We start from the raw sequence: 18,371 nt of genomic DNA, 5'->3' as shown, positions 1-18,371 counted from the left end.
TCCGTCTTGGGTCGTGTCCCAAATGAGCTTGGGCCGGCCGGTTGTCTATTCGCGCCCTACCTTAAGGGAGAGGCGCGCTGAGGTCGAGATTAAAAATTCAGGTTGCGGGCAAGCGCAATCATGGCACTTGCCGGTCAACGGTATTGGAGGAAGACGTTGTCTCGCCCGAACTGGTCACGCAGGGCTTGAATCAACGCATCCGCCGGATCAATTCGCCAGGTCTCGCCGAACTGCAGCAAGGTCTTCGCATCCGGGCTGGTGTACTCCATGGTGATCGGGCACGCGCCGCGATGACGCTTGAGCAAATCACCCAACCAGCGTAGCTGATCGCCTTTCAGGTCCTGGGTTTGCAGCTTCAGGCGCAGGCTCTCGGCGAGGTTGGTGCGCGCATCTTCCATGCTCATCACGCGTTTGACCCGCAGGCGCAGGCCGCCGGAGAAGTCATCGTTGCTGACTTCGCCCTCGACCACCACCATCGCGTCGGTCTGCAACAACGACTGCGCAGAATGGAACGCATCGGCAAACAACGATGCCTCGATCCGACCAGAGCGGTCGTCGAGGGTGATGAAGCCCATCTTGTCGCCTTTTTTGTTCTTCATCACGCGCAGGGCAATGATCATCCCTGCCACGGTTTGCGTGTCGCGCGCCGGCTTCAGGTCGATGATGCGCTGACGGGCGAAACGGCGAATCTCGCCTTCGTATTCGTCGATCGGGTGACCGGTCAGGTACAGGCCCAAGGTGTCTTTTTCACCTTTGAGGCGTTCCTTGAGGGTCATCTCCTTGGCCTTGCGATGGGACGCATAAACGTCGGCGTCTTCCTCGACAAACAGCCCGCCAAACAGGTCGGCGTGGCCACTGTCGTGGGTGCGCGCGGTCTGTTCGGCCGCCTTGATCGCCTCTTCCATCGCCGCCAGCAGCACCGCGCGGTTGCGGTCGATGTTGGCCTGATAAGCCTTCTGTTCGTCATGGAAATACGGCCCCAGACGATCCAGTGCACCGCTGCGGATCAGACCGTCCAGCGTACGTTTGTTAATGCGCTTGAGGTCGACCCGCGCGCAGAAATCGAACAGATCCTTGAACGGACCTTCCTGACGCGCCTCGGTGATCGCCTCAACCGGGCCTTCACCGACACCTTTGATCGCGCCGAGGCCATACACGATGCGGCCGTCGTCGTTCACCGTGAACTTGAACTCCGACGTGTTCACGTCCGGCGCGTCGAGGCGCAGCTTCATCGTGCGCACTTCCTCGATCAAGGTCACGACCTTGTCGGTGTTGTGCATATCCGCCGAGAGTACCGCGGCCATGAACGGCGCCGGGTAGTGGGCTTTCAGCCATGCAGTCTGGTACGACACCAGACCGTAAGCGGCGGAGTGGGATTTGTTGAAGCCGTAACCGGCGAATTTTTCTACCAGGTCGAAAATGTTACCGGCAAGGTCGGCGTCGATGTTGTTGGTCGCGCAACCTTCAATGAAACCGCCGCGCTGCTTGGCCATCTCTTCGGGCTTTTTCTTACCCATGGCGCGACGGAGCATGTCCGCACCGCCGAGGGTGTAACCGGCCATGACCTGAGCAATCTGCATCACCTGTTCCTGATACAGGATGATGCCGTAAGTCGGTGCCAATACTGGCTTGAGGCCTTCGTACTGATAGTCCGAGTGCGGGTACGCCAATTCGGCGCGACCGTGCTTACGGTTGATGAAGTCGTCCACCATGCCGGACTGCAGCGGGCCCGGACGGAACAGGGCCACCAGTGCGATCAAGTCTTCCAGGCAGTCGGGTTTGAGCTTTTTGATCAGCTCTTTCATGCCGCGCGATTCAAGCTGGAACACCGCGGTGGTTTCAGCTTTCTGCAACAACGAGTACGTCGGTTTGTCGTCCAGCGGGATAAACGCGATATCCAGCGGTGGCTCGTTGACCTTGGCGCGATCGCGGTTGATGGTTTTCAGTGCCCAGTCGATGATCGTCAGGGTCCGCAGACCGAGGAAGTCGAACTTCACCAGACCGGCCGCTTCAACGTCGTCCTTGTCGAACTGGGTTACCAGACCGTCACCGGCCTCGTCGCAATAGATCGGCGAGAAGTCAGTCAGCTTGGTCGGCGCAATAACCACACCACCGGCGTGCTTACCAACGTTACGCACCACGCCTTCGAGCTTGCGCGCCATCTCCCAGATTTCCGCTGCTTCTTCATCGACCTTAATGAAGTCACGCAGAATTTCTTCCTGCTCGTAGGCTTTTTCCAGGGTCATGCCGACTTCGAACGGAATCATCTTCGACAGACGATCCGCCAGGCCATAGGACTTGCCCTGTACCCGAGCCACGTCGCGCACCACAGCCTTGGCGGCCATGGAACCGAAAGTGATGATCTGGCTTACCGCGTTGCGGCCGTACTTCTCGGCCACGTAATCGATCACGCGGTCACGACCGTCCATGCAGAAGTCGACGTCGAAGTCGGGCATCGATACCCGTTCCGGGTTAAGGAAACGTTCGAACAGCAGGTCGTATTCCAGCGGATCAAGGTCGGTGATCTTCTGTACATAAGCCACCAACGAACCGGCACCCGACCCACGGCCCGGACCTACCGGCACGCCGTTGTTCTTGGCCCACTGGATAAAGTCCATAACGATCAGGAAGTAACCGGGGAACCCCATCTGGATAATGATATCCAGCTCGAAATTCAAGCGGTCGACGTAGACCTGACGCTTGGCTTCGTAGTCTTCGGTGGTGTCCTTGGGCAGCAGCACCGACAAGCGTTCTTCGAGACCGTCGAAGGAGACTTTGCGGAAATATTCGTCGATGGTCATGCCATCGGGAATCGGGAAGTTGGGCAAAAAGTGCGTGCCCAGTTTGACTTCGATGTTGCAGCGCTTGGCGATCTCAACGGTGTTTTCGATGGCGTCGGGAATATCGCTGAACAGCTCGATCATTTCCTCGGCGCTTTTCAGGTATTGCTGGTCGCTGTAATTCTTCGAACGGCGCGGATCGTCGAGGGCGCGGCCCTCACCGATGCACACGCGGGTTTCGTGGGCGGCGAAATCTTCCTGCTTGATGAAGCGCACGTCGTTGGTCGCCACCAGCGGCGCGCCCAGTTTGTCGGCGAGGGCGACGGCGCCGTGCAATTGTTCTTCATCGTTGGGACGGTTAGTGCGCTGGATTTCCAGATAGAAACGATCCGGGAACACCGCCATCCATTCGCGCGCCAAGGCTTCAGCTTCAGCCGGGTTACCGCCGATCATGGCCATGCCGATCTCGCCTTCTTTGGCGGCGGACAGCATGATCAGGCCTTCGTTGGCTTCAGCAACCCACTCGCGCTCGACGATGATCATGCCGTTGCGCTGGCCTTCAATGAAACCGCGCGAGATCAACTCGGTGAGGTTGCGATAGCCCTTGGCGTTCATCACCAACAGGCTGAGCCGGCTCAGCGGTGCGTCCGGGTCTTTGTTCGACAGCCACAGGTCGGCACCGCAGATCGGCTTGATGCCCGCGCCCATGGTGTTTTTGTAGAATTTGACCAGGGAACACATGTTGTTCTGGTCGGTGACCGCGACCGCCGGCATGTTCATGGCCGTCAGTGCCTTGACCAGCGGCTTGATCCGCACCAGCCCGTCGACCAGGGAGTATTCAGTGTGCAGGCGTAGATGAACGAATGAAGCCGGCATAGTGATCCTGTCCAGTTACATAGAGACAACAAGGCCCGGATTGTACCGGGCCTCGAACAAAACATCAGCCTTGCGACTAAACCTGCGTCAGACCTTCCAGCGCTTCGTAAGCCAGACGCACCGGGGCGAACGAGCGCCGGTGAATCGGCGTCGGGCCAAGACGCGCCAACGCTTCCAGATGAACGGGCGTCGGATAACCTTTATGGCCACCGATGCCGTAACCCGGGTAGATCAATTCGAAGGCAGCCATTTCGCGGTCGCGGCTGACCTTGGCCAGAATCGATGCGGCAGCGATGGCTGGAACCTTGCCGTCGCCCTGCACGACCGCTTCGGCGCGCATCGGCAGTTGCGGGCAGCGGTTGCCATCGATCATCGCCAGTTTTGGCTGGATGTGCAGCCCGGCAACCGCGCGCTGCATGGCCAGCATGGTCGCGTGCAAAATATTCAGCTCGTCGATTTCCTCGACTTCGGCGCGGGCGATGCACCAGCTCAGGGACTTCTCGATGATTTCGTCGTAGAGCTTTTCGCGCTTGGCTTCGGTGAGCTTCTTCGAGTCGTTAAGCCCGAGGATCGGCCGGTTCGGATCAAGGATCACCGCCGCCGTCACCACCGCACCGCACAACGGGCCGCGACCGACTTCATCGACGCCGGCAACCAGTTCTTCAACTTCGGCGACCAGGGTGAAATCCAGGCCCATCTGCATGCTTGTCTTGCTCATCGTGTCTGACCGATCAGGTTGAGGACGGCATCCGCCGCCTGATTGGAGGCGTCCAGGCGCAGTGTGCGATGGATCTCATCGAAGCCACGCGTCTGTTCTTCGCCACCTTCGATCAATGGCGACAGGGTCTGCGCCAGTGCTTCGACCGTCGCATCATCCTGCAACAATTCTGGCACCAGCAGACGCTGGGCCAGCAGGTTCGGCAAGGACACGTACGGGCTCTTGACCATGCGTTTCAGAATCCAGAACGTCAGCGGTGCCAGGCGGTACGCCACCACCATCGGCCGCTTGTACAACAGCGCTTCAAGGGTGGCGGTGCCGGAGGCGATCAACACGGCGTTGCACGCGGCCAGAGCCAGATGGGATTTGCCATCGAGCAGGGTCACCGGCAGATCGCGACCCGCAAGCAGCTCTTCAAGTTGCGCGCGGCGCTCCGGGTTGGCGCACGGGATGACAAAGCGCAAACCCGGGCGCAATGCACGCAGACGTTCAGCAGTATCGAGGAACAGCGCGCCCAGTCGGGACACTTCGCCGCCCCGGCTGCCGGGCATCAACGCCACCAGCGGGCCATCGGGCAAGCCCAGCTCGGCACGGGCCGCAGCACGATCGGCCTCCAATGGAATGGTATCGGCCAGGGTGTGACCGACGAACCGCACTGGCACGCCCTTCTCTTCGTAAAATTTTGCTTCGAACGGCAGCAGCGTCAGCATCAGATCACAGCCTTCGCGGATCTTCAGTACACGTTTCTGCCGCCATGCCCACACCGAAGGGCTGACGTAATGCACGGTTTTGATCCCGGCCTGACGCAGCTTGAGTTCGATATTGAGGTTGAAGTCCGGCGCGTCGATGCCGATGAACACATCAGGCTTCTCGGCGATCAGCGTCGCGATCAGGTCTTTGCGGCGCTTGAGCAATTCGCGCAAACGACCGAGGACTTCCACCAGGCCCATGACCGACAAGCGCTCCATGGGAAAGTAGGAAGTCAGGCCTTCAGCCTGCATCAACGGGCCACCGACGCCGATGAACTCGACCGCCGGATGCTGAGCCTTGAGCGCGCGCATGAGGCCGGCGCCGAGAATGTCACCGGAAGCTTCACCCGCCACCAGCGCAATACGCAGATTGGCCATGATCAGCGAGTGATGCCGCGAGTCGACGACTGGATGGAGTCACGGAATATCGCGACTTCCGGGAACTGCGCAGCAGGCTCGGCCAGTTCGGCCAACGCCTGTTCGACCGTGAGGCCTTGGCGATAGACGGTTTTGTAAGCGCGACGCAGCGTGTGGATCGCGTCCTCGCTGAAACCACGACGGCGCATGCCTTCGAAGTTCATGCTACGCGCTTCGGCCGGGTTGCCGAACACGGTGACGAACGCCGGAACGTCCTTGCCAATGGCGGTACCCATACCGGAAAAGCTGTGGGCGCCGATATGGCAATACTGGTGAACCAGGGTGAACCCGGAGAGGATCGCCCAGTCATCCACGTGCACATGGCCAGCCAACGCGGTGTTGTTGACCAGAATGCAGTGGTTGCCGATGACGCTGTCGTGACCGATGTGCGCATAGGCCATGATCAGGTTGTGATCGCCCAGCGTGGTTTCCGAACGGTCTTGCACGGTGCCACGGTGAATCGTCACGCCTTCGCGGATGACGTTGTGGTCACCGATCACCAGACGGGTTTCTTCACCCTTGTACTTCAGATCAGGCGTGTCTTCGCCTACCGAGGAAAACTGGTAGATGCGATTGTGCTTGCCGATGCGGGTCGGGCCTTTGAGGATTACATGCGGCCCGATCACGGTACCCTCGCCGATTTCCACACCTGCGCCGATGATCGACCACGGGCCGACCTCGACGCCATCAGCCAGAACGGCCGACGGATCGATGATTGCGCGAGGGTCAATCAAACTCATAGCTTGCGTTCCGCACAGATGATTTCAGCGGAGCAGACTGGCTTGCCGTCGACCGAGGCCTGGCATTCGAACTTCCAGATCTGACGCTTGCAGCTGATGAACTTGGCTTCAAGGATCAGTTGATCGCCCGGCAACACCGGCTGACGGAAGCGCAGCTTGTCGGAACCGACGAAGTAATACAGGGTGCCGTCGGCAGGCTTCACATCAAGCATTTTGAAACCGAGGATCCCGGCAGCCTGAGCCATCGCTTCGATGATCAGCACGCCCGGCATGATTGGATGCGCCGGGAAGTGACCATTGAAGAACGGTTCATTGATGCTGACATTCTTGTAGGCGCGAATGCGCTTGCCTTCAGTGTCCAGTTCCACCACCCGGTCCACCAGCAGGAACGGGTAACGGTGAGGCAGGTATTCGCGAATCTCGTTGATGTCCATCATTTCGGGGGGAAGCCTATGTAAAGATTGGGAGCGCGACTGACGCGCACTCCTCTAGCAAATCAAGGAGGCAGTCTAGAGGCTGTGCACACTTGATATGGAAATGGTATCAGCCATCAGATGAAGCATTGCCGTCAGGGGTCACTTCCCCTACGCGCTTTTCCAGCTGTTTCAAACGTCGCGCGATGTCATCGAGCTGACGGATGCGGGCCGCGCTTTTGCGCCATTCGGCCGCCGGTTGCATGGCTGTACCGGAAGAATAGGCACCCGGCTCGGTAATCGAGTGGGTCACCATGGTCATCCCGGTCAGGAAAACGTTGTCGCAAATATCAATGTGGCCGACCAGACCGACACCGCCGGCGAGCATGCAATGCTTGCCGATTTTGGTGCTACCGGAGATCCCGACGCACGCCGCCATGGCGGTGTGATCACCGACCTGAACGTTGTGGGCGATCTGGATCTGGTTGTCGAGCTTCACGCCATTGCCGATCACGGTATCGGCCAGAGCGCCGCGGTCGATGGCGGTGTTCACGCCAATCTCGACATCGTCGCCGATGGTCACGCCACCGATCTGGGCGATTTTCTGCCAGATACCTTTTTCGTTGGCGAAGCCGAAGCCTTCACCCCCGAGCACAGCACCGGACTGAATCACCACACGCTTGCCGATGCGCACGTCGTGATACAGCGTCACGCGCGGGGCAAGCCAGCCGCCTTCGCCGATTTCGCTGCGGGCACCGACGACACAATGCGCACCCAGTGTCACGTGCGCACCAACGCGTGCGCCGGCCTCGATCACTACAAAAGGGCCGATGCTGGCGGTTGGATCAACCACCGCGTCCGCCGCAATGACCGCTGAAGGATGGATACCCGCAGTGGCTTTTGGCTTGGGATCGAACAGATGAGAGATACGCGCGTAAGCCAGGTAAGGATCAGGCACGACCAACGCATTACCGGCAAAACCTTCGGCATCAGCTTCTTTGAGCAGCAATGCAGCTGCCTGCGAGCCCGCCAGGTATTTGCGATATTGAGGGTTTGCCAGAAAGCTCAACTGAGCTGGGCCAGCCTCTTGCAAAGTGGCTAGCCCAGTAATTTGCTTCTCAGGGTCGCCACGCAGGGTGGCGCCGAGGAACTCGGCCAACTGGCCGAGTTTGATAGTCACGGTCATGGGTTACTTCAGCTGATTCATGCGCTCGATAACCTGGCGCGTGATGTCGTACTGAGGTTTGACATCGATCACTGCGCCACGCTCGAACACCAGGTCAAAACCACCTTTCTTGATGACTTCTTCCACTGCGCTATCCAGTTTCGGCTTCAGTTGCTTGAGCATTTCGCGGTCGGCAACAGCTTTGGCTTCGTTCAGCTCTTTGGACTGGAACTGGAAGTCACGGGCCTTTTGCTTGAATTCCAGCTCCAGACGCTCACGCTCACCTTGCTGCATTTTGTCGCCACCGGCCATCAGACGATCCTGAATGCCCTTGGCGCTGCTTTCCAGTGTCTTCAGCTTGGTCAGTTGCGGACCAAACTTCTTCTCGGCATCCACGGCGTATTTCTTCGCCGCGTCGGATTCCAGCAAGGCCATCTGATAGTTCAGAACGGCAATTTTCATGTCGGCAAATGCCGGGCCTGCCACCATCAAGGAGGCCAGGAGAACCAATTGAGTCAACTTACGCACGATGCACTCCTACAAAATCCATTGTCGTTATCTTGGGTCAGACGCTTAGAACGTCTGGCCGAGGGAGAATTGGAACACTTGAGTTTCAGCCTCATCCGGCTTCTTGATCGGCATGGCCAACGCGAAGCTCAGAGGACCCAGTGCGGTGACCCAGGTCACACCCACACCAACGGAACTGGCCATGTTGCTCAGGCTGATGTCGTTGCACTTGGTGTTCGACGTCGAGCCGTTTGCATTGGTAGTGTCCTTGCACTGCGAGTCAAATACGTTACCCACATCCCAGAAAACAGAGGTACGCAGGGAACGCTGATCTTTCACGAACGGCAGCGGGAACAGAACCTCGACACCACCCTGGATCAGGACGTTACCACCGAACGGCAGTGGATCCTGGTCCGGGTCAGCCAGCGTACCCGGGTTGGTACCACGGCTCGGCGTACTGCGCGGGCCGAGGGTGCTGTCCTTGAAGCCACGAACCGAGTTGAAACCACCAGCATAGTAGTTTTCATAGAATGGCAAGCCATCGGTTCCGCCGTATCCGTCGCCATAACCCAGCTCTGTGTGCAGACGCAGGGTGTAGTTCTCGCTGATCGGCTGGAACAGCTGACCGCGGTAATCAAGTTTGTAGAACGACAGGTCGCTGCCCGGCACTGTGGTTTCCAGGGTCAGACTCTGGGAACGACCACGGGTCGGCAGTACGCCTTTGTTCAGGGTCGACTCGGACCAGCCGGCCGAAGCCTTGAAGTTCAGGTACTTGTCGCCTTCCTTGTTAACGAAGTCGAAAATCTCGTCAACGGTATAGGTACCGGTCTTGATCTCGTCCTGTTGAACCGACAGACCAAACGTCAGACGCGAAGTCTCGCTGATCGGGTAGCCAACGTTTACGCCGGCACCCAGGCTGTCTACCGCATAGCTCGCTACGTCGACGTCGAGGTCTTTGTAGTCAGTGGTGCGATAGAACGCGTTGTAACCCAGGCTCACGCCATCGGCGGTCCAGTACGGGTCAACGTAGCCGAAGTTGTAGCGGCTCTGGTATTCGCTGCGGGTCAGGCCGATGCTGACGCGGTTACCGGTACCCAGGAAGTTGTTCTGAGTGATCGAACCACCGAGGATCAGACCGGCGCTCTGGGCGAAACCGACGCTGGCGGTAATCGAACCGGAAGCCTGTTCTTCAACGGCGTAGTTCACGTCAACCTGATCGTCGACACCCGGGACAGCTGGAGTTTCAACGTTCACTTCTTTAAAGAAGCCCAGACGCTCAAGACGGGTCTTGGACTGGTCGATCAGGTAAGTCGAAGCCCAGCCGCCTTCCATCTGACGCATTTCACGACGCAGCACTTCGTCTTCGGACTTGGTGTTGCCACGGAAGTTGATGCGGTTGACGTAGGCACGCTTGCCCGGATCAACAGCGAACAGGATATCGACGGTGTGATCTTCATCGTGCGGCTGAGGTACGCCGTTGACGTTGGCGAAGGTGTAACCCTCGTTACCCAGACGACGGGTGATCAGCTCGGACGTGGTGGTCATCAGTTTGCGCGAGAACACCTGACCCTTCTGCACCAGCAGCAGGGACTTGACCTGATCTTCAGGGACTTTCAGATCACCACTGAGCTTGACGTCACGAACGGTGTACTTCTCGCCTTCGGTAACGTTGACAGTGATGTAGACGTGCTTCTTGTCCGGGGTGATCGACACCTGAGTCGAAGCGATATCCATGTTGATATAGCCACGATCCAGGTAGTAGGAACGCAGACGCTCCAGGTCACCGGACAGCTTTTCACGGGCGTACTTGTCATCGTTCTTGAAGAACGACAGCCAGTTGGTGGTCTTCAGTTCGAACAGGTCGGTCAGGTCTTCCTCAGGGAAAACCGTGTTGCCCACCACGTTGATGTGCTGAATCGCCGCAACGGTACCTTCGTTGATCTTCACTTTCAGGCCGACGCGGTTACGCGGTTGCGATACCACTTCGGTATCGACCGTAGCCGAGTAGCGACCTTGCGCGACGTACTGACGTTGCAGTTCGTTACGCACGCCTTCAAGGGTGGCGCGCTGGAAGATCTCGCCTTCGGCCAGACCGGATTGCTTGAGACCTTTCATCAGGTCTTCAGTCGAGATCGCCTTGTTGCCTTCGATTTCGATACTGGCGACCGACGGACGCTCGACGACCGTGATTACCAGAACGTTGCCTTCGCGGCCCAGCTGGATATCTTGAAAGAAACCGGTTTTGAACAACGCACGAGTGGATTCCACCAGGCGACGATCATCCGCCTGCTCACCGACGTTCAACGGCAAGGCACCAAAGACGCTACCCGCGGAGACCCGCTGGAGGCCATTGACGCGAATATCAGAGATAGTGAAGGACTCGGCGTGAACTTCGGCGATCATCAATACGGTGAGAACCGCAGTTAGCAGCAGACGTTTCATGAAGTCCTTTCTTATTCCAACTGGCAATAAACAAACTGCCGCAAAATGCGGCAGATTCGCAATTCAGCGAAGCGTTACAGTCGACCCAGATCGTTGACCAGAGCAAGCAACATCACCCCGACCACCAAACTGATACCGATCTGTATCCCCCAACCTTGCACCCGATCCGACAAGGGACGACCACGCGCCCACTCGATCAGATAAAACAACAAATGCCCCCCATCCAGTACAGGAATGGGCAGCAAATTCAGAACCCCCAGGCTAATACTCAGATAAGCAAGGAAATTCAGGAAATCAGCAACGCCCGACTGGGCAGAAGCGCCCGCCACTTTAGCAATGGTTATCGGTCCACTCAAGTTTTTTACCGAGAGCTCGCCGAACAGCATTTTCTTTAGCGAATCGAGCGTCAGAATGCTCATGGTCCAAGTGCGACGGGCACCCTCGCCAATCGCAGCCAGAGGCCCGTAACTGACCTCGCGAATCATCTCCGGCGGCCAGTCGACAGCTTTTACGCCCGCGCCCAGATAACCGCTTGGCGATTTGCTTTCACCGCGCGCTGCCAGAGTCACAGGGACGTCGATTTGAGCACTGTCGCGCTCGATGCGCAGCATGATTTTGGTATCAGGACGCGTACGAACGGTATCGACCACTTGCTGCCAGTCATTCAGCGCCTGACCGTCGAGCGCCAACAGGCGATCACCGGTCTTCAGGCCGGCGGCCTGGGCCGGGCCTTTCGGATCAAGCTCAGCAAGCACCGGCGGCAGAGCCGGGCGCCAAGGACGAATACCCAGAGAGCGAATCGGATCCGGCTCATCAGCACCCTTGAGCCAGTTATCCAGCTTCAGCTCACGCGGCGTATCCGCAGTCGAACCCTGTTCACGCACCAGCAATTGCAGAGAACCGCTTTCACCAAGGCGTCGTACCAATTGCAAATTGACAGCCGCCCAACCGGAAGTCGGCTCACCATCGATCGCGACGATTTCCTCACCGGCGCTCAAACCGGCACTGGCGGCGATGCTGCCGGACTCAACCGCACCGATGACCGGACGCACTTGCTCGCTGCCGAGCATGGCCAATACCCAGAAGAACACCAACGCCAACAGAAAGTTGGCAATGGGGCCGGCCGCAACAATGGCGATACGCTGACGTACGGATTTGCGGTTGAAGGACTGATCAAGCTGATCGACCGGCACTTCACCTTCGCGCTCGTCGAGCATCTTGACGTAACCGCCCAGCGGTATCGCCGCGACCACAAACTCCGTGCCCTGCTTGTCATGCCAGCGCAGCAGCGGCATGCCGAAGCCTACGGAAAAACGTAGAACCTTGACGCCACAGCGACGCGCGACCCAGAAGTGGCCGAATTCGTGAAAGGTGACCAGCACACCCAAGGCGATCAGGGTGCCGGCAATCATATAGAGCGCGCTCATCTACTTTCTCCGCAAACCTGTTCAGTGCCGCGTGTAGCCATTGTGTTGCAAATTCTATCGATCGTGACGCTTCAACCACTGCCCGGCCAGCACTCGCGCCTTGGCATCTGCCGTAAAGACGGCATCGAGATCCGCCAGTGCAACCACCGGTTCGAGATTCAAGACTTCCTCGATGATACTCGCGATTTCCAGGTAACGGACCCGTCCGTCGAGAAACGCTGCCACCGCCACTTCGTTGGCCGCATTGAGCATCGCCGGCGCACTGTCGCCAGCCTCGGCAGCTTGACGTGCCAGACGCAGGCACGGGAAGCGTCCTTCATCCGGCGCTTCGAAGTCCAGCCGCGCGATGGCGAACAGATCCAGCGGTGCCACACCGGAGTCAATGCGCTCCGGCCAGGCCAGGGCGTTGGCGATCGGCGTACGCATGTCGGGATTGCCCAACTGCGCCAGCACCGAGCCGTCGACATAATCAACCAACGAGTGAATCACGCTCTGCGGGTGGATCAGCACCTCGACCTGTGAGGGTTTGGCATCAAACAACCAACAGGCCTCGATCAGTTCAAGACCTTTATTCATCATGCTGGCCGAATCGACCGAAATCTTGCGCCCCATGGACCAGTTCGGGTGCGCACACGCCTGCTCAGGTGAAACATGCGCCAGTTCACTCATCGGCGTCTGTCGGAACGGTCCGCCAGAGGCTGTGAGTAAAATCCGACGAACACCGACCGAACTCAGCCCACGGGCAAAATCCTGTGGCATGCACTGGAAAATTGCGTTGTGCTCGCTGTCGATCGGCAGCAACACCGAACCGCTCTTGCGCACCGCCTGCATGAACAAGGCGCCGGACATCACCAGCGCCTCTTTATTGGCCAGGAGAATCTTCTTGCCAGCCTCAACGGCCGCCAGAGTCGGGCGCAGACCTGCTGCACCAACGATCGCTGCCATCACCGCATCGACTTCCGGGGCAGCAGCGACCTGACACAGGCCCTCCTCCCCCACCAATACGCGGGTCGGCAAACCGGCGGCGCGCAAATCGTCCTGCAAACCGCGCGCAGCGACCGCCTCTGGCACCACGGCAAATTGCGGCACGTGACGCACGCACAAGGCGAACAGCTCACTCAGACGCGTGAAACCACTCAACGCGAAAACCTGATAACGCTCAGGATGACGAGCAATGACATCCAGCGTGCTCAGGCCGATCGAGCCCGTCGCGCCCAGAACGGTAATCTGCTGAGGGCGACTCACGGTGCAGCCATCCACAACAGCACGGCAAACACCGGAATTGCCGCGGTCAGACTGTCGATGCGATCAAGCACGCCGCCATGGCCAGGCAGCAGATTACTGCTGTCCTTGATGCCGGACTGACGCTTGAACATGCTTTCGGTCAGATCGCCGACAACGGAGATGAAGACGATCAGCGCAGCGCCGATCAAGCCTTTAAGCAGTTCGGCGACGGTCCAGTCACGCACAAACGCGACAATGGCGGTAATCACCAGACTTAGCGCCAGACCACCGTAGACGCCTTCCCAGCTCTTGCCCGGGCTGACTTGCGGGGCCAGCTTGCGCTTGCCGAATTTGCGACCAGAGAAGTAGGCACCGATATCGGCACCCCAGACCAGCACCATCACGGCCATGATCAGCCAGTTACCCAGCGGGTACTGCTTGATCTGCACCAGACCTTGCCAGGCCGGCAGCAGAATCAGCAGGCCGATGACCAGTTTGGTTGCCGCACTGGACCAATGCACGCTGGAGCGCGGATAGGTCAGCACCAGCCAGGTCGCCGCCGCCCACCACAACACAGAAGCGCCCAGCACCCAAGGGGCAAGCCCGGGCAGGATGTACATGATGAACAGCATGAACGCGACCACGGCGGCAAAACCCACGCGGAACGCTTGCCCGGTGAAGCCAGCCAGACGCGCCCATTCCCAGGCGCCCAAAGTCACAACCAGACCGATAAACAAGGCAAAACCGGAGCCTTCCAGCAGGAAAAACCCGCACAAAGCGATCGGCAGCAGGATCAGTGCAGTGATGATTCGTTGTTTAAGCATTAAACCCGGGCTCCAGCTTCGACCTGTTCGCTCGTTTTACCGAAGCGACGCTGGCGCGAAGCGAAATCGGCCAGCGCATTGCGCATGGCATCGTGTTTGAAGTCCGGCCAGAACAGGTCGGAGAAGTACAACTCGGCGTAAGCCAGTTGCCACAGCAGGAAGTTGCTGATGCGGTGTTCGCCACCGGTACGGATGCACAGGTCCGGCAATGGCAGATCGCCGGTCGCCAGACAGGTTTGCAGCAGATCCGGGGTGATGTCTTCCGGACGCAGGTGCCCGGCCTGAACTTCACGCGCCAGACGCTGAGCCGCTTGGGCGATATCCCACTGACCGCCGTAATTGGCGGCGATCTGCAGAATGAAGCGGTTGGAGCCGGCGGTCATGGCCTCGGCTTCGCGCATCGCCGCCTGAAGCTCCGGATGAAAGCGCGAACGATCGCCAATGATGCGCAGGCTGATGTTGTTGTCGTTGAGGCGCTTGGCCTCACGACGCAATGCCTTGAAGAACAGGTCCATCAAGGCACTGACCTCATCGGCCGGGCGCTGCCAGTTCTCACTGGAAAACGCGAACAGGGTGAGCACTTCGACCTTGGCCTCGGCGCACACCTCGATCACGGCACGCACAGCATCCACGCCCGCTTTATGCCCGGCGACACCCGGCATAAAGCGCTTTTTCGCCCAGCGATTGTTGCCATCCATGATGATCGCGACATGGCGCGGCACCGCGGACGGCGCAGTCTGCTTGGTCTTGTCCATTAAAAGCTCGAACCTTATACGGCCATCAGATCCGCTTCTTTTTGCTTGGTAGCCGTGTCGATATCAGCCTCGGCCTTGTCGGTGAGCTTCTGAATATCGGCAGCGGCACGACGCTCTTCGTCTTCGCTGATTTCTTTGTCCTTGACCAGTTTCTTCAGCTCGCCCAAGGCGTCACGACGGATGTTGCGCACGGCAACACGAGCGTCTTCAGCAGCACTGCGCGCCTGCTTGGTGAAGCCCTTGCGGGTTTCTTCAGTCAGTGCAGGCATGGAGATCAGCAACAATTCGCCCAGGTTGGTCGGATTGAGGTTCAGGCCAGCGCTCTGGATTGCCTTGTCGACCGCCGCGAGCATGTTGCGCTCGAACGCAACGACTTGCAGGGTGCGCGAGTCTTTAACGGTGATGTTCGCCACTTGGGTGATGGAGGTGTCTGCGCCGTAATACGGCACCATCACGCTACCCAGAATGCTTGGGTGAGCCTTGCCGGTACGAATCTGACCAAATGCGTGGGCCAGAGAGTCCAGGGATTTCTGCATGCGCTCTTGAGCGTCTTTCTTGATTTCGTTGATCATTGTTGACCTTCCTCGATCAGGGTGCCTTCAGCGCCGCCATGGACGATGTTCAGCAGGGCACCAGGCTTGTTCATGTTGAATACGCGCAGCGGCATCTTGTGGTCGCGGCACAGGCAAATAGCTGTCAGATCCATTACACCCAGCTTGCGATCCAGCACTTCATCATAAGTCAGATGATCGAACTTCTCGGCATGCGGGTCTTTGAACGGGTCAGCGGTGTAGACGCCATCGACCTTGGTCGCTTTGAGCACGACGTCGGCATCGATCTCGATTGCGCGCAGGCAGGCTGCAGAATCCGTGGTAAAGAACGGATTACCGGTACCGGCCGCGAAAATCACCACGTCCTTGGAGTTCAGGTGGCGCATGGCTTTGCGGCGATCATAGTGATCGGTCACGCCAACCATGGAAATGGCCGACATCACGATGGCCGAGATATTGGCACGTTCCAGCGCATCACGCATGGCCAGGGCGTTCATCACAGTGGCCAGCATGCCCATGTGGTCGCCTGTAACCCGATCCATACCGGCTTTGCTCAAGGCTTCGCCACGGAACAGATTGCCACCGCCGATCACCAGACCGACCTGCACGCCGATGCCGACCAGCTGGCCGACTTCCAGTGCCATCCGATCCAGCACTTTTGGATCGATCCCGAACTCTTCCGAGCCCATCAGGGCCTCGCCGCTAAGCTTGAGTAGAATGCGTTTATAGCGAGCCTGATAACCACTGCCCTGCTGAGCCATTGCGAATCTCTCCTGCGGCGTATTTAAAAATTCTTTGCGAGCTGTTTACAGCTGGCGTTCACTCTAGCTTGGCGCTGCTTCAGCGCCATCGGAACATGGCTTTGTAAGTCAGTTCCAAGTGGAAACCAATTAAAAATTGGCAACCCCATCTGAAAAGAGGCTGCGCGCGTGAGCGGGCAGCCTCTTTCGGGCGACAGTTGAAAAACCGTCTTATTGCTTGGCGGCAGCCAGCTGGGCAGCAACTTCTTCAGCGAAGTTGTCGACCGGCTTCTCGATGCCTTCGCCTACTTTGTAGTAAGTGAAGGAAACGATTTCAGCACCGGCTTTCTTGGCCAGCTCGCCAACCTTGATTTCAGGGTTCTTGACGAACGCCTGCTCAACCAGGCTCGCTTCAGCCAGGAACTTGCTGATACGGCCTTTGACCATATTTTCAACAATGTTTTCTGGCTTGCCTTTGATTTTTTCTTCGTTCAACTGCAGGAACACAGCTTTTTCGCGCTCGATCGCTTCAGCCGAAACTTCCGATGGCAGCAGGAACTCAGGGTTGCTTGCCGCTACGTGCATCGCGATGTCTTTGGCCAGCTCGACGTCACCGCCTTTCAGAGCCACAACAACACCGATCTTGTTGCCGTGCAGGTACGAACCTACAACGTCACCTTCGATACGGGTCAGACGACGGATGTTGACGTTCTCGCCTACTTTGGCAACCAGTGCTTCACGAGCAGCTTCTTGCGAAGCGATCAGCGGAGCAGCGTCGGTCAGCTTGTCAGCGAAGGCTTTTTCAACGCTGGCAGCAACGAAGTTCTTGAAGTCGTCTTGCAGAGCCAGGAAGTCGGTCTGCGAGTTCACTTCCAGGATAACGGCAGCTTTACCGTCGTCCTTGATTGCGATTGCGCCTTCAGCGGCAACGTTGCCAGCCTTTTTCGCAGCCTTGATCGCGCCCGAAGCACGCATGTCATCAATGGCTTTTTCGATGTCGCCGTCAGCCTTTTCCAGGGCTTTCTTGCAGTCCATCATGCCTTCGCCGGTACGCTCGCGCAGTTCTTTAACCAACGCTGCAGTAATTGCTGCCATTTTCAAATTCCTCTTGGATAGGTTTTCAACCATTCCACCCGATCGAACGGGCGTTCAATTCGTCCCGAGCCCCACCTTGTAGCCGCTGCACGTTACAGATGCTGTAGCTGCGCTGCCGACAAATGGTTTTCGAGGTGGCAAAAAGGGGGCCAAGCCCCCTTTTTGCTTACTGAGTCAACGCCAGGGCGTTAATTACTCAGCTGCAGCCTGAGTTTCTTCAGCTGCGAATTCTACAGTGCCGCCAGCAACATTGTTGCGACCACGGATCACTGCGTCAGCCATCGAACCCATGTACAGCTGGATAGCGCGGATTGCGTCATCGTTGCCTGGGATGATGTAGTCAACGCCTTCCGGGCTGCTGTTGGTGTCGACAACGCCGATTACCGGGATGCCCAGCTTGTTGGCTTCGGTGATCGCGATGCGCTCGTGGTCAACGTCGATCACGAACAGTGCGTCAGGCAGACCGCCCATGTCCTTGATGCCGCCCAGCGAACGATCCAGCTTTTCCAGGTCACGGGAGCGCATCAGCGCTTCTTTCTTGGTCAGCTTGGCGAAAGTACCGTCTTCGGCTTGAACTTCAAGGTCACGCAGACGCTTGATGGAAGCACGAATGGTTTTGAAGTTGGTCAGCATGCCGCCCAACCAGCGGTGATCGACGTACGGCGAACCGCAACGTGCTGCTTCTTCAGCAACGATCTTGCCAGCGGAACGCTTGGTGCCGACGAACAGAATCTTGTTTTTGCCCTGGGCCAGACGCTCTACGAAAGTCAGAGCTTCGTTGAACATTGGCAGGGTTTTTTCAAGGTTGATAATGTGAATCTTGTTACGCGCGCCGAAAATGTACTTACCCATTTTCGGATTCCAGTAACGGGTTTGGTGACCGAAGTGCACACCGGCCTTCAGCATATCGCGCATATTGACTTGGGACATGATAGTTCCTTAATAAGT

16 protein-coding genes are annotated in these 18,371 nt (G+C 58.1%); all 16 read right to left on the bottom strand.

Translation table 11 applies throughout. The features are described 5' to 3' along the window. Positions 1 to 134: 134 nt before the first annotated feature. A complete protein-coding gene (gene dnaE, locus M5G26_RS01605; RefSeq protein ID WP_273914273.1) occupies positions 135 to 3,656 on the bottom strand; it encodes a DNA polymerase III subunit alpha in 3,522 nt (1,173 codons plus the stop codon). 76 nt (positions 3,657 to 3,732) lie between these two features. Then, positions 3,733 to 4,359 (bottom strand): ribonuclease HII, encoded by a 627-nt coding sequence (rnhB, locus tag M5G26_RS01600; RefSeq protein ID WP_038357914.1) that lies wholly within the window; start codon positions 4,357 to 4,359, stop codon positions 3,733 to 3,735. Positions 4,360 to 4,370: 11 nt separating this feature from the next. Continuing rightward, positions 4,371 to 5,501, bottom strand: coding sequence for a lipid-A-disaccharide synthase (gene lpxB / locus M5G26_RS01595; RefSeq protein WP_122600842.1), 1,131 nt, complete (start codon positions 5,499 to 5,501; stop codon positions 4,371 to 4,373). A 2-nt stretch (positions 5,502 to 5,503) separates the two neighbouring features. Next, positions 5,504 to 6,280 (bottom strand): acyl-ACP--UDP-N-acetylglucosamine O-acyltransferase, encoded by a 777-nt coding sequence (gene lpxA, locus M5G26_RS01590; RefSeq protein ID WP_007908847.1) that lies wholly within the window; start codon positions 6,278 to 6,280, stop codon positions 5,504 to 5,506. Next, the gene (fabZ, locus tag M5G26_RS01585; RefSeq protein ID WP_003222142.1) at positions 6,277 to 6,717 is read right to left on the bottom strand and encodes a 3-hydroxyacyl-ACP dehydratase FabZ; all 441 of its coding nucleotides are present in this window, start codon (positions 6,715 to 6,717) and stop codon (positions 6,277 to 6,279) included. The genes lpxA and fabZ overlap by 4 nt, the downstream gene beginning before the upstream one ends. A gap of 106 nt (positions 6,718 to 6,823) precedes the next feature. Continuing rightward, positions 6,824 to 7,879, bottom strand: coding sequence for a UDP-3-O-(3-hydroxymyristoyl)glucosamine N-acyltransferase (gene lpxD, locus M5G26_RS01580; RefSeq protein ID WP_273914272.1), 1,056 nt, complete (start codon positions 7,877 to 7,879; stop codon positions 6,824 to 6,826). 3 nt (positions 7,880 to 7,882) lie between these two features. Further along, entirely contained in the window at positions 7,883 to 8,386 is a 504-nt protein-coding gene (locus tag M5G26_RS01575) for an OmpH family outer membrane protein (RefSeq protein ID WP_007908849.1), read from the bottom strand. A gap of 45 nt (positions 8,387 to 8,431) precedes the next feature. After that, complete coding sequence (gene bamA, locus M5G26_RS01570; protein ID WP_038357906.1) at positions 8,432 to 10,807, bottom strand: outer membrane protein assembly factor BamA; 2,376 nt, start codon at positions 10,805 to 10,807, stop codon at positions 8,432 to 8,434. 74 nt (positions 10,808 to 10,881) lie between these two features. Then, positions 10,882 to 12,234, bottom strand: coding sequence for a sigma E protease regulator RseP (rseP, locus tag M5G26_RS01565; RefSeq protein WP_095119289.1), 1,353 nt, complete (start codon positions 12,232 to 12,234; stop codon positions 10,882 to 10,884). Between the two features lie 54 nt (positions 12,235 to 12,288). Continuing rightward, positions 12,289 to 13,479, bottom strand: coding sequence for a 1-deoxy-D-xylulose-5-phosphate reductoisomerase (gene ispC / locus M5G26_RS01560; protein ID WP_273914271.1), 1,191 nt, complete (start codon positions 13,477 to 13,479; stop codon positions 12,289 to 12,291). After that, entirely contained in the window at positions 13,476 to 14,282 is an 807-nt protein-coding gene (locus M5G26_RS01555) for a phosphatidate cytidylyltransferase (protein WP_095119291.1), read from the bottom strand. Before M5G26_RS01555 ends, ispC begins: the two co-directional genes overlap by 4 nt. Beyond that, positions 14,282 to 15,037 carry a polyprenyl diphosphate synthase gene (uppS, locus tag M5G26_RS01550; protein ID WP_034156332.1) on the bottom strand — a complete coding sequence of 252 codons (756 nt, stop codon included), beginning with the start codon at positions 15,035 to 15,037 and terminating at the stop codon, positions 14,282 to 14,284. Before uppS ends, M5G26_RS01555 begins: the two co-directional genes overlap by 1 nt. 14 nt (positions 15,038 to 15,051) lie before the next feature. Then, positions 15,052 to 15,609, bottom strand: a complete 558-nt coding sequence (gene frr, locus M5G26_RS01545; RefSeq protein ID WP_007908855.1) for a ribosome recycling factor — start codon at positions 15,607 to 15,609, stop codon at positions 15,052 to 15,054. Next, complete coding sequence (pyrH, locus tag M5G26_RS01540; RefSeq protein ID WP_003222124.1) at positions 15,606 to 16,349, bottom strand: UMP kinase; 744 nt, start codon at positions 16,347 to 16,349, stop codon at positions 15,606 to 15,608. The genes frr and pyrH overlap by 4 nt, the downstream gene beginning before the upstream one ends. Before the next feature lie 210 nt (positions 16,350 to 16,559). After that, positions 16,560 to 17,423 (bottom strand): translation elongation factor Ts, encoded by an 864-nt coding sequence (gene tsf, locus M5G26_RS01535; RefSeq protein WP_034156334.1) that lies wholly within the window; start codon positions 17,421 to 17,423, stop codon positions 16,560 to 16,562. A gap of 192 nt (positions 17,424 to 17,615) precedes the next feature. After that, positions 17,616 to 18,353 carry a 30S ribosomal protein S2 gene (gene rpsB / locus M5G26_RS01530; RefSeq protein ID WP_003222119.1) on the bottom strand — a complete coding sequence of 246 codons (738 nt, stop codon included), beginning with the start codon at positions 18,351 to 18,353 and terminating at the stop codon, positions 17,616 to 17,618. Positions 18,354 to 18,371: the final 18 nt, after the last annotated feature.

This window comes from Pseudomonas sp. TNT2022 ID642, assembly GCF_028656995.1.
Classification (GTDB): Bacteria; Pseudomonadota; Gammaproteobacteria; order Pseudomonadales; family Pseudomonadaceae; genus Aquipseudomonas.
This window is presented reverse-complemented; position numbering and strand designations above follow the sequence as displayed.

What these genes read in the sequence shown, in the direction of transcription:
- dnaE (WP_273914273.1), bottom strand. Translation starts at nt 3,656, where the DNA reads ATGCCGGCTTCATTCGTTCATCTACGCCTGCACACTGAATACTCCCTG.
- rnhB (WP_038357914.1), bottom strand. Translation starts at nt 4,359, where the DNA reads ATGCAGATGGGCCTGGATTTCACCCTGGTCGCCGAAGTTGAAGAACTG.
- lpxB (WP_122600842.1), bottom strand. Translation starts at nt 5,501, where the DNA reads ATGGCCAATCTGCGTATTGCGCTGGTGGCGGGTGAAGCTTCCGGTGAC.
- lpxA (WP_007908847.1), bottom strand. Translation starts at nt 6,280, where the DNA reads ATGAGTTTGATTGACCCTCGCGCAATCATCGATCCGTCGGCCGTTCTG.
- fabZ (WP_003222142.1), bottom strand. Translation starts at nt 6,717, where the DNA reads ATGATGGACATCAACGAGATTCGCGAATACCTGCCTCACCGTTACCCG.
- lpxD (WP_273914272.1), bottom strand. Translation starts at nt 7,879, where the DNA reads ATGACCGTGACTATCAAACTCGGCCAGTTGGCCGAGTTCCTCGGCGCC.
- bamA (WP_038357906.1), bottom strand. Translation starts at nt 10,807, where the DNA reads ATGAAACGTCTGCTGCTAACTGCGGTTCTCACCGTATTGATGATCGCC.
- rseP (WP_095119289.1), bottom strand. Translation starts at nt 12,234, where the DNA reads ATGAGCGCGCTCTATATGATTGCCGGCACCCTGATCGCCTTGGGTGTG.
- M5G26_RS01555 (WP_095119291.1), bottom strand. Translation starts at nt 14,282, where the DNA reads ATGCTTAAACAACGAATCATCACTGCACTGATCCTGCTGCCGATCGCT.
- uppS (WP_034156332.1), bottom strand. Translation starts at nt 15,037, where the DNA reads ATGGACAAGACCAAGCAGACTGCGCCGTCCGCGGTGCCGCGCCATGTC.
- frr (WP_007908855.1), bottom strand. Translation starts at nt 15,609, where the DNA reads ATGATCAACGAAATCAAGAAAGACGCTCAAGAGCGCATGCAGAAATCC.
- pyrH (WP_003222124.1), bottom strand. Translation starts at nt 16,349, where the DNA reads ATGGCTCAGCAGGGCAGTGGTTATCAGGCTCGCTATAAACGCATTCTA.
- tsf (WP_034156334.1), bottom strand. Translation starts at nt 17,423, where the DNA reads ATGGCAGCAATTACTGCAGCGTTGGTTAAAGAACTGCGCGAGCGTACC.
- rpsB (WP_003222119.1), bottom strand. Translation starts at nt 18,353, where the DNA reads ATGTCCCAAGTCAATATGCGCGATATGCTGAAGGCCGGTGTGCACTTC.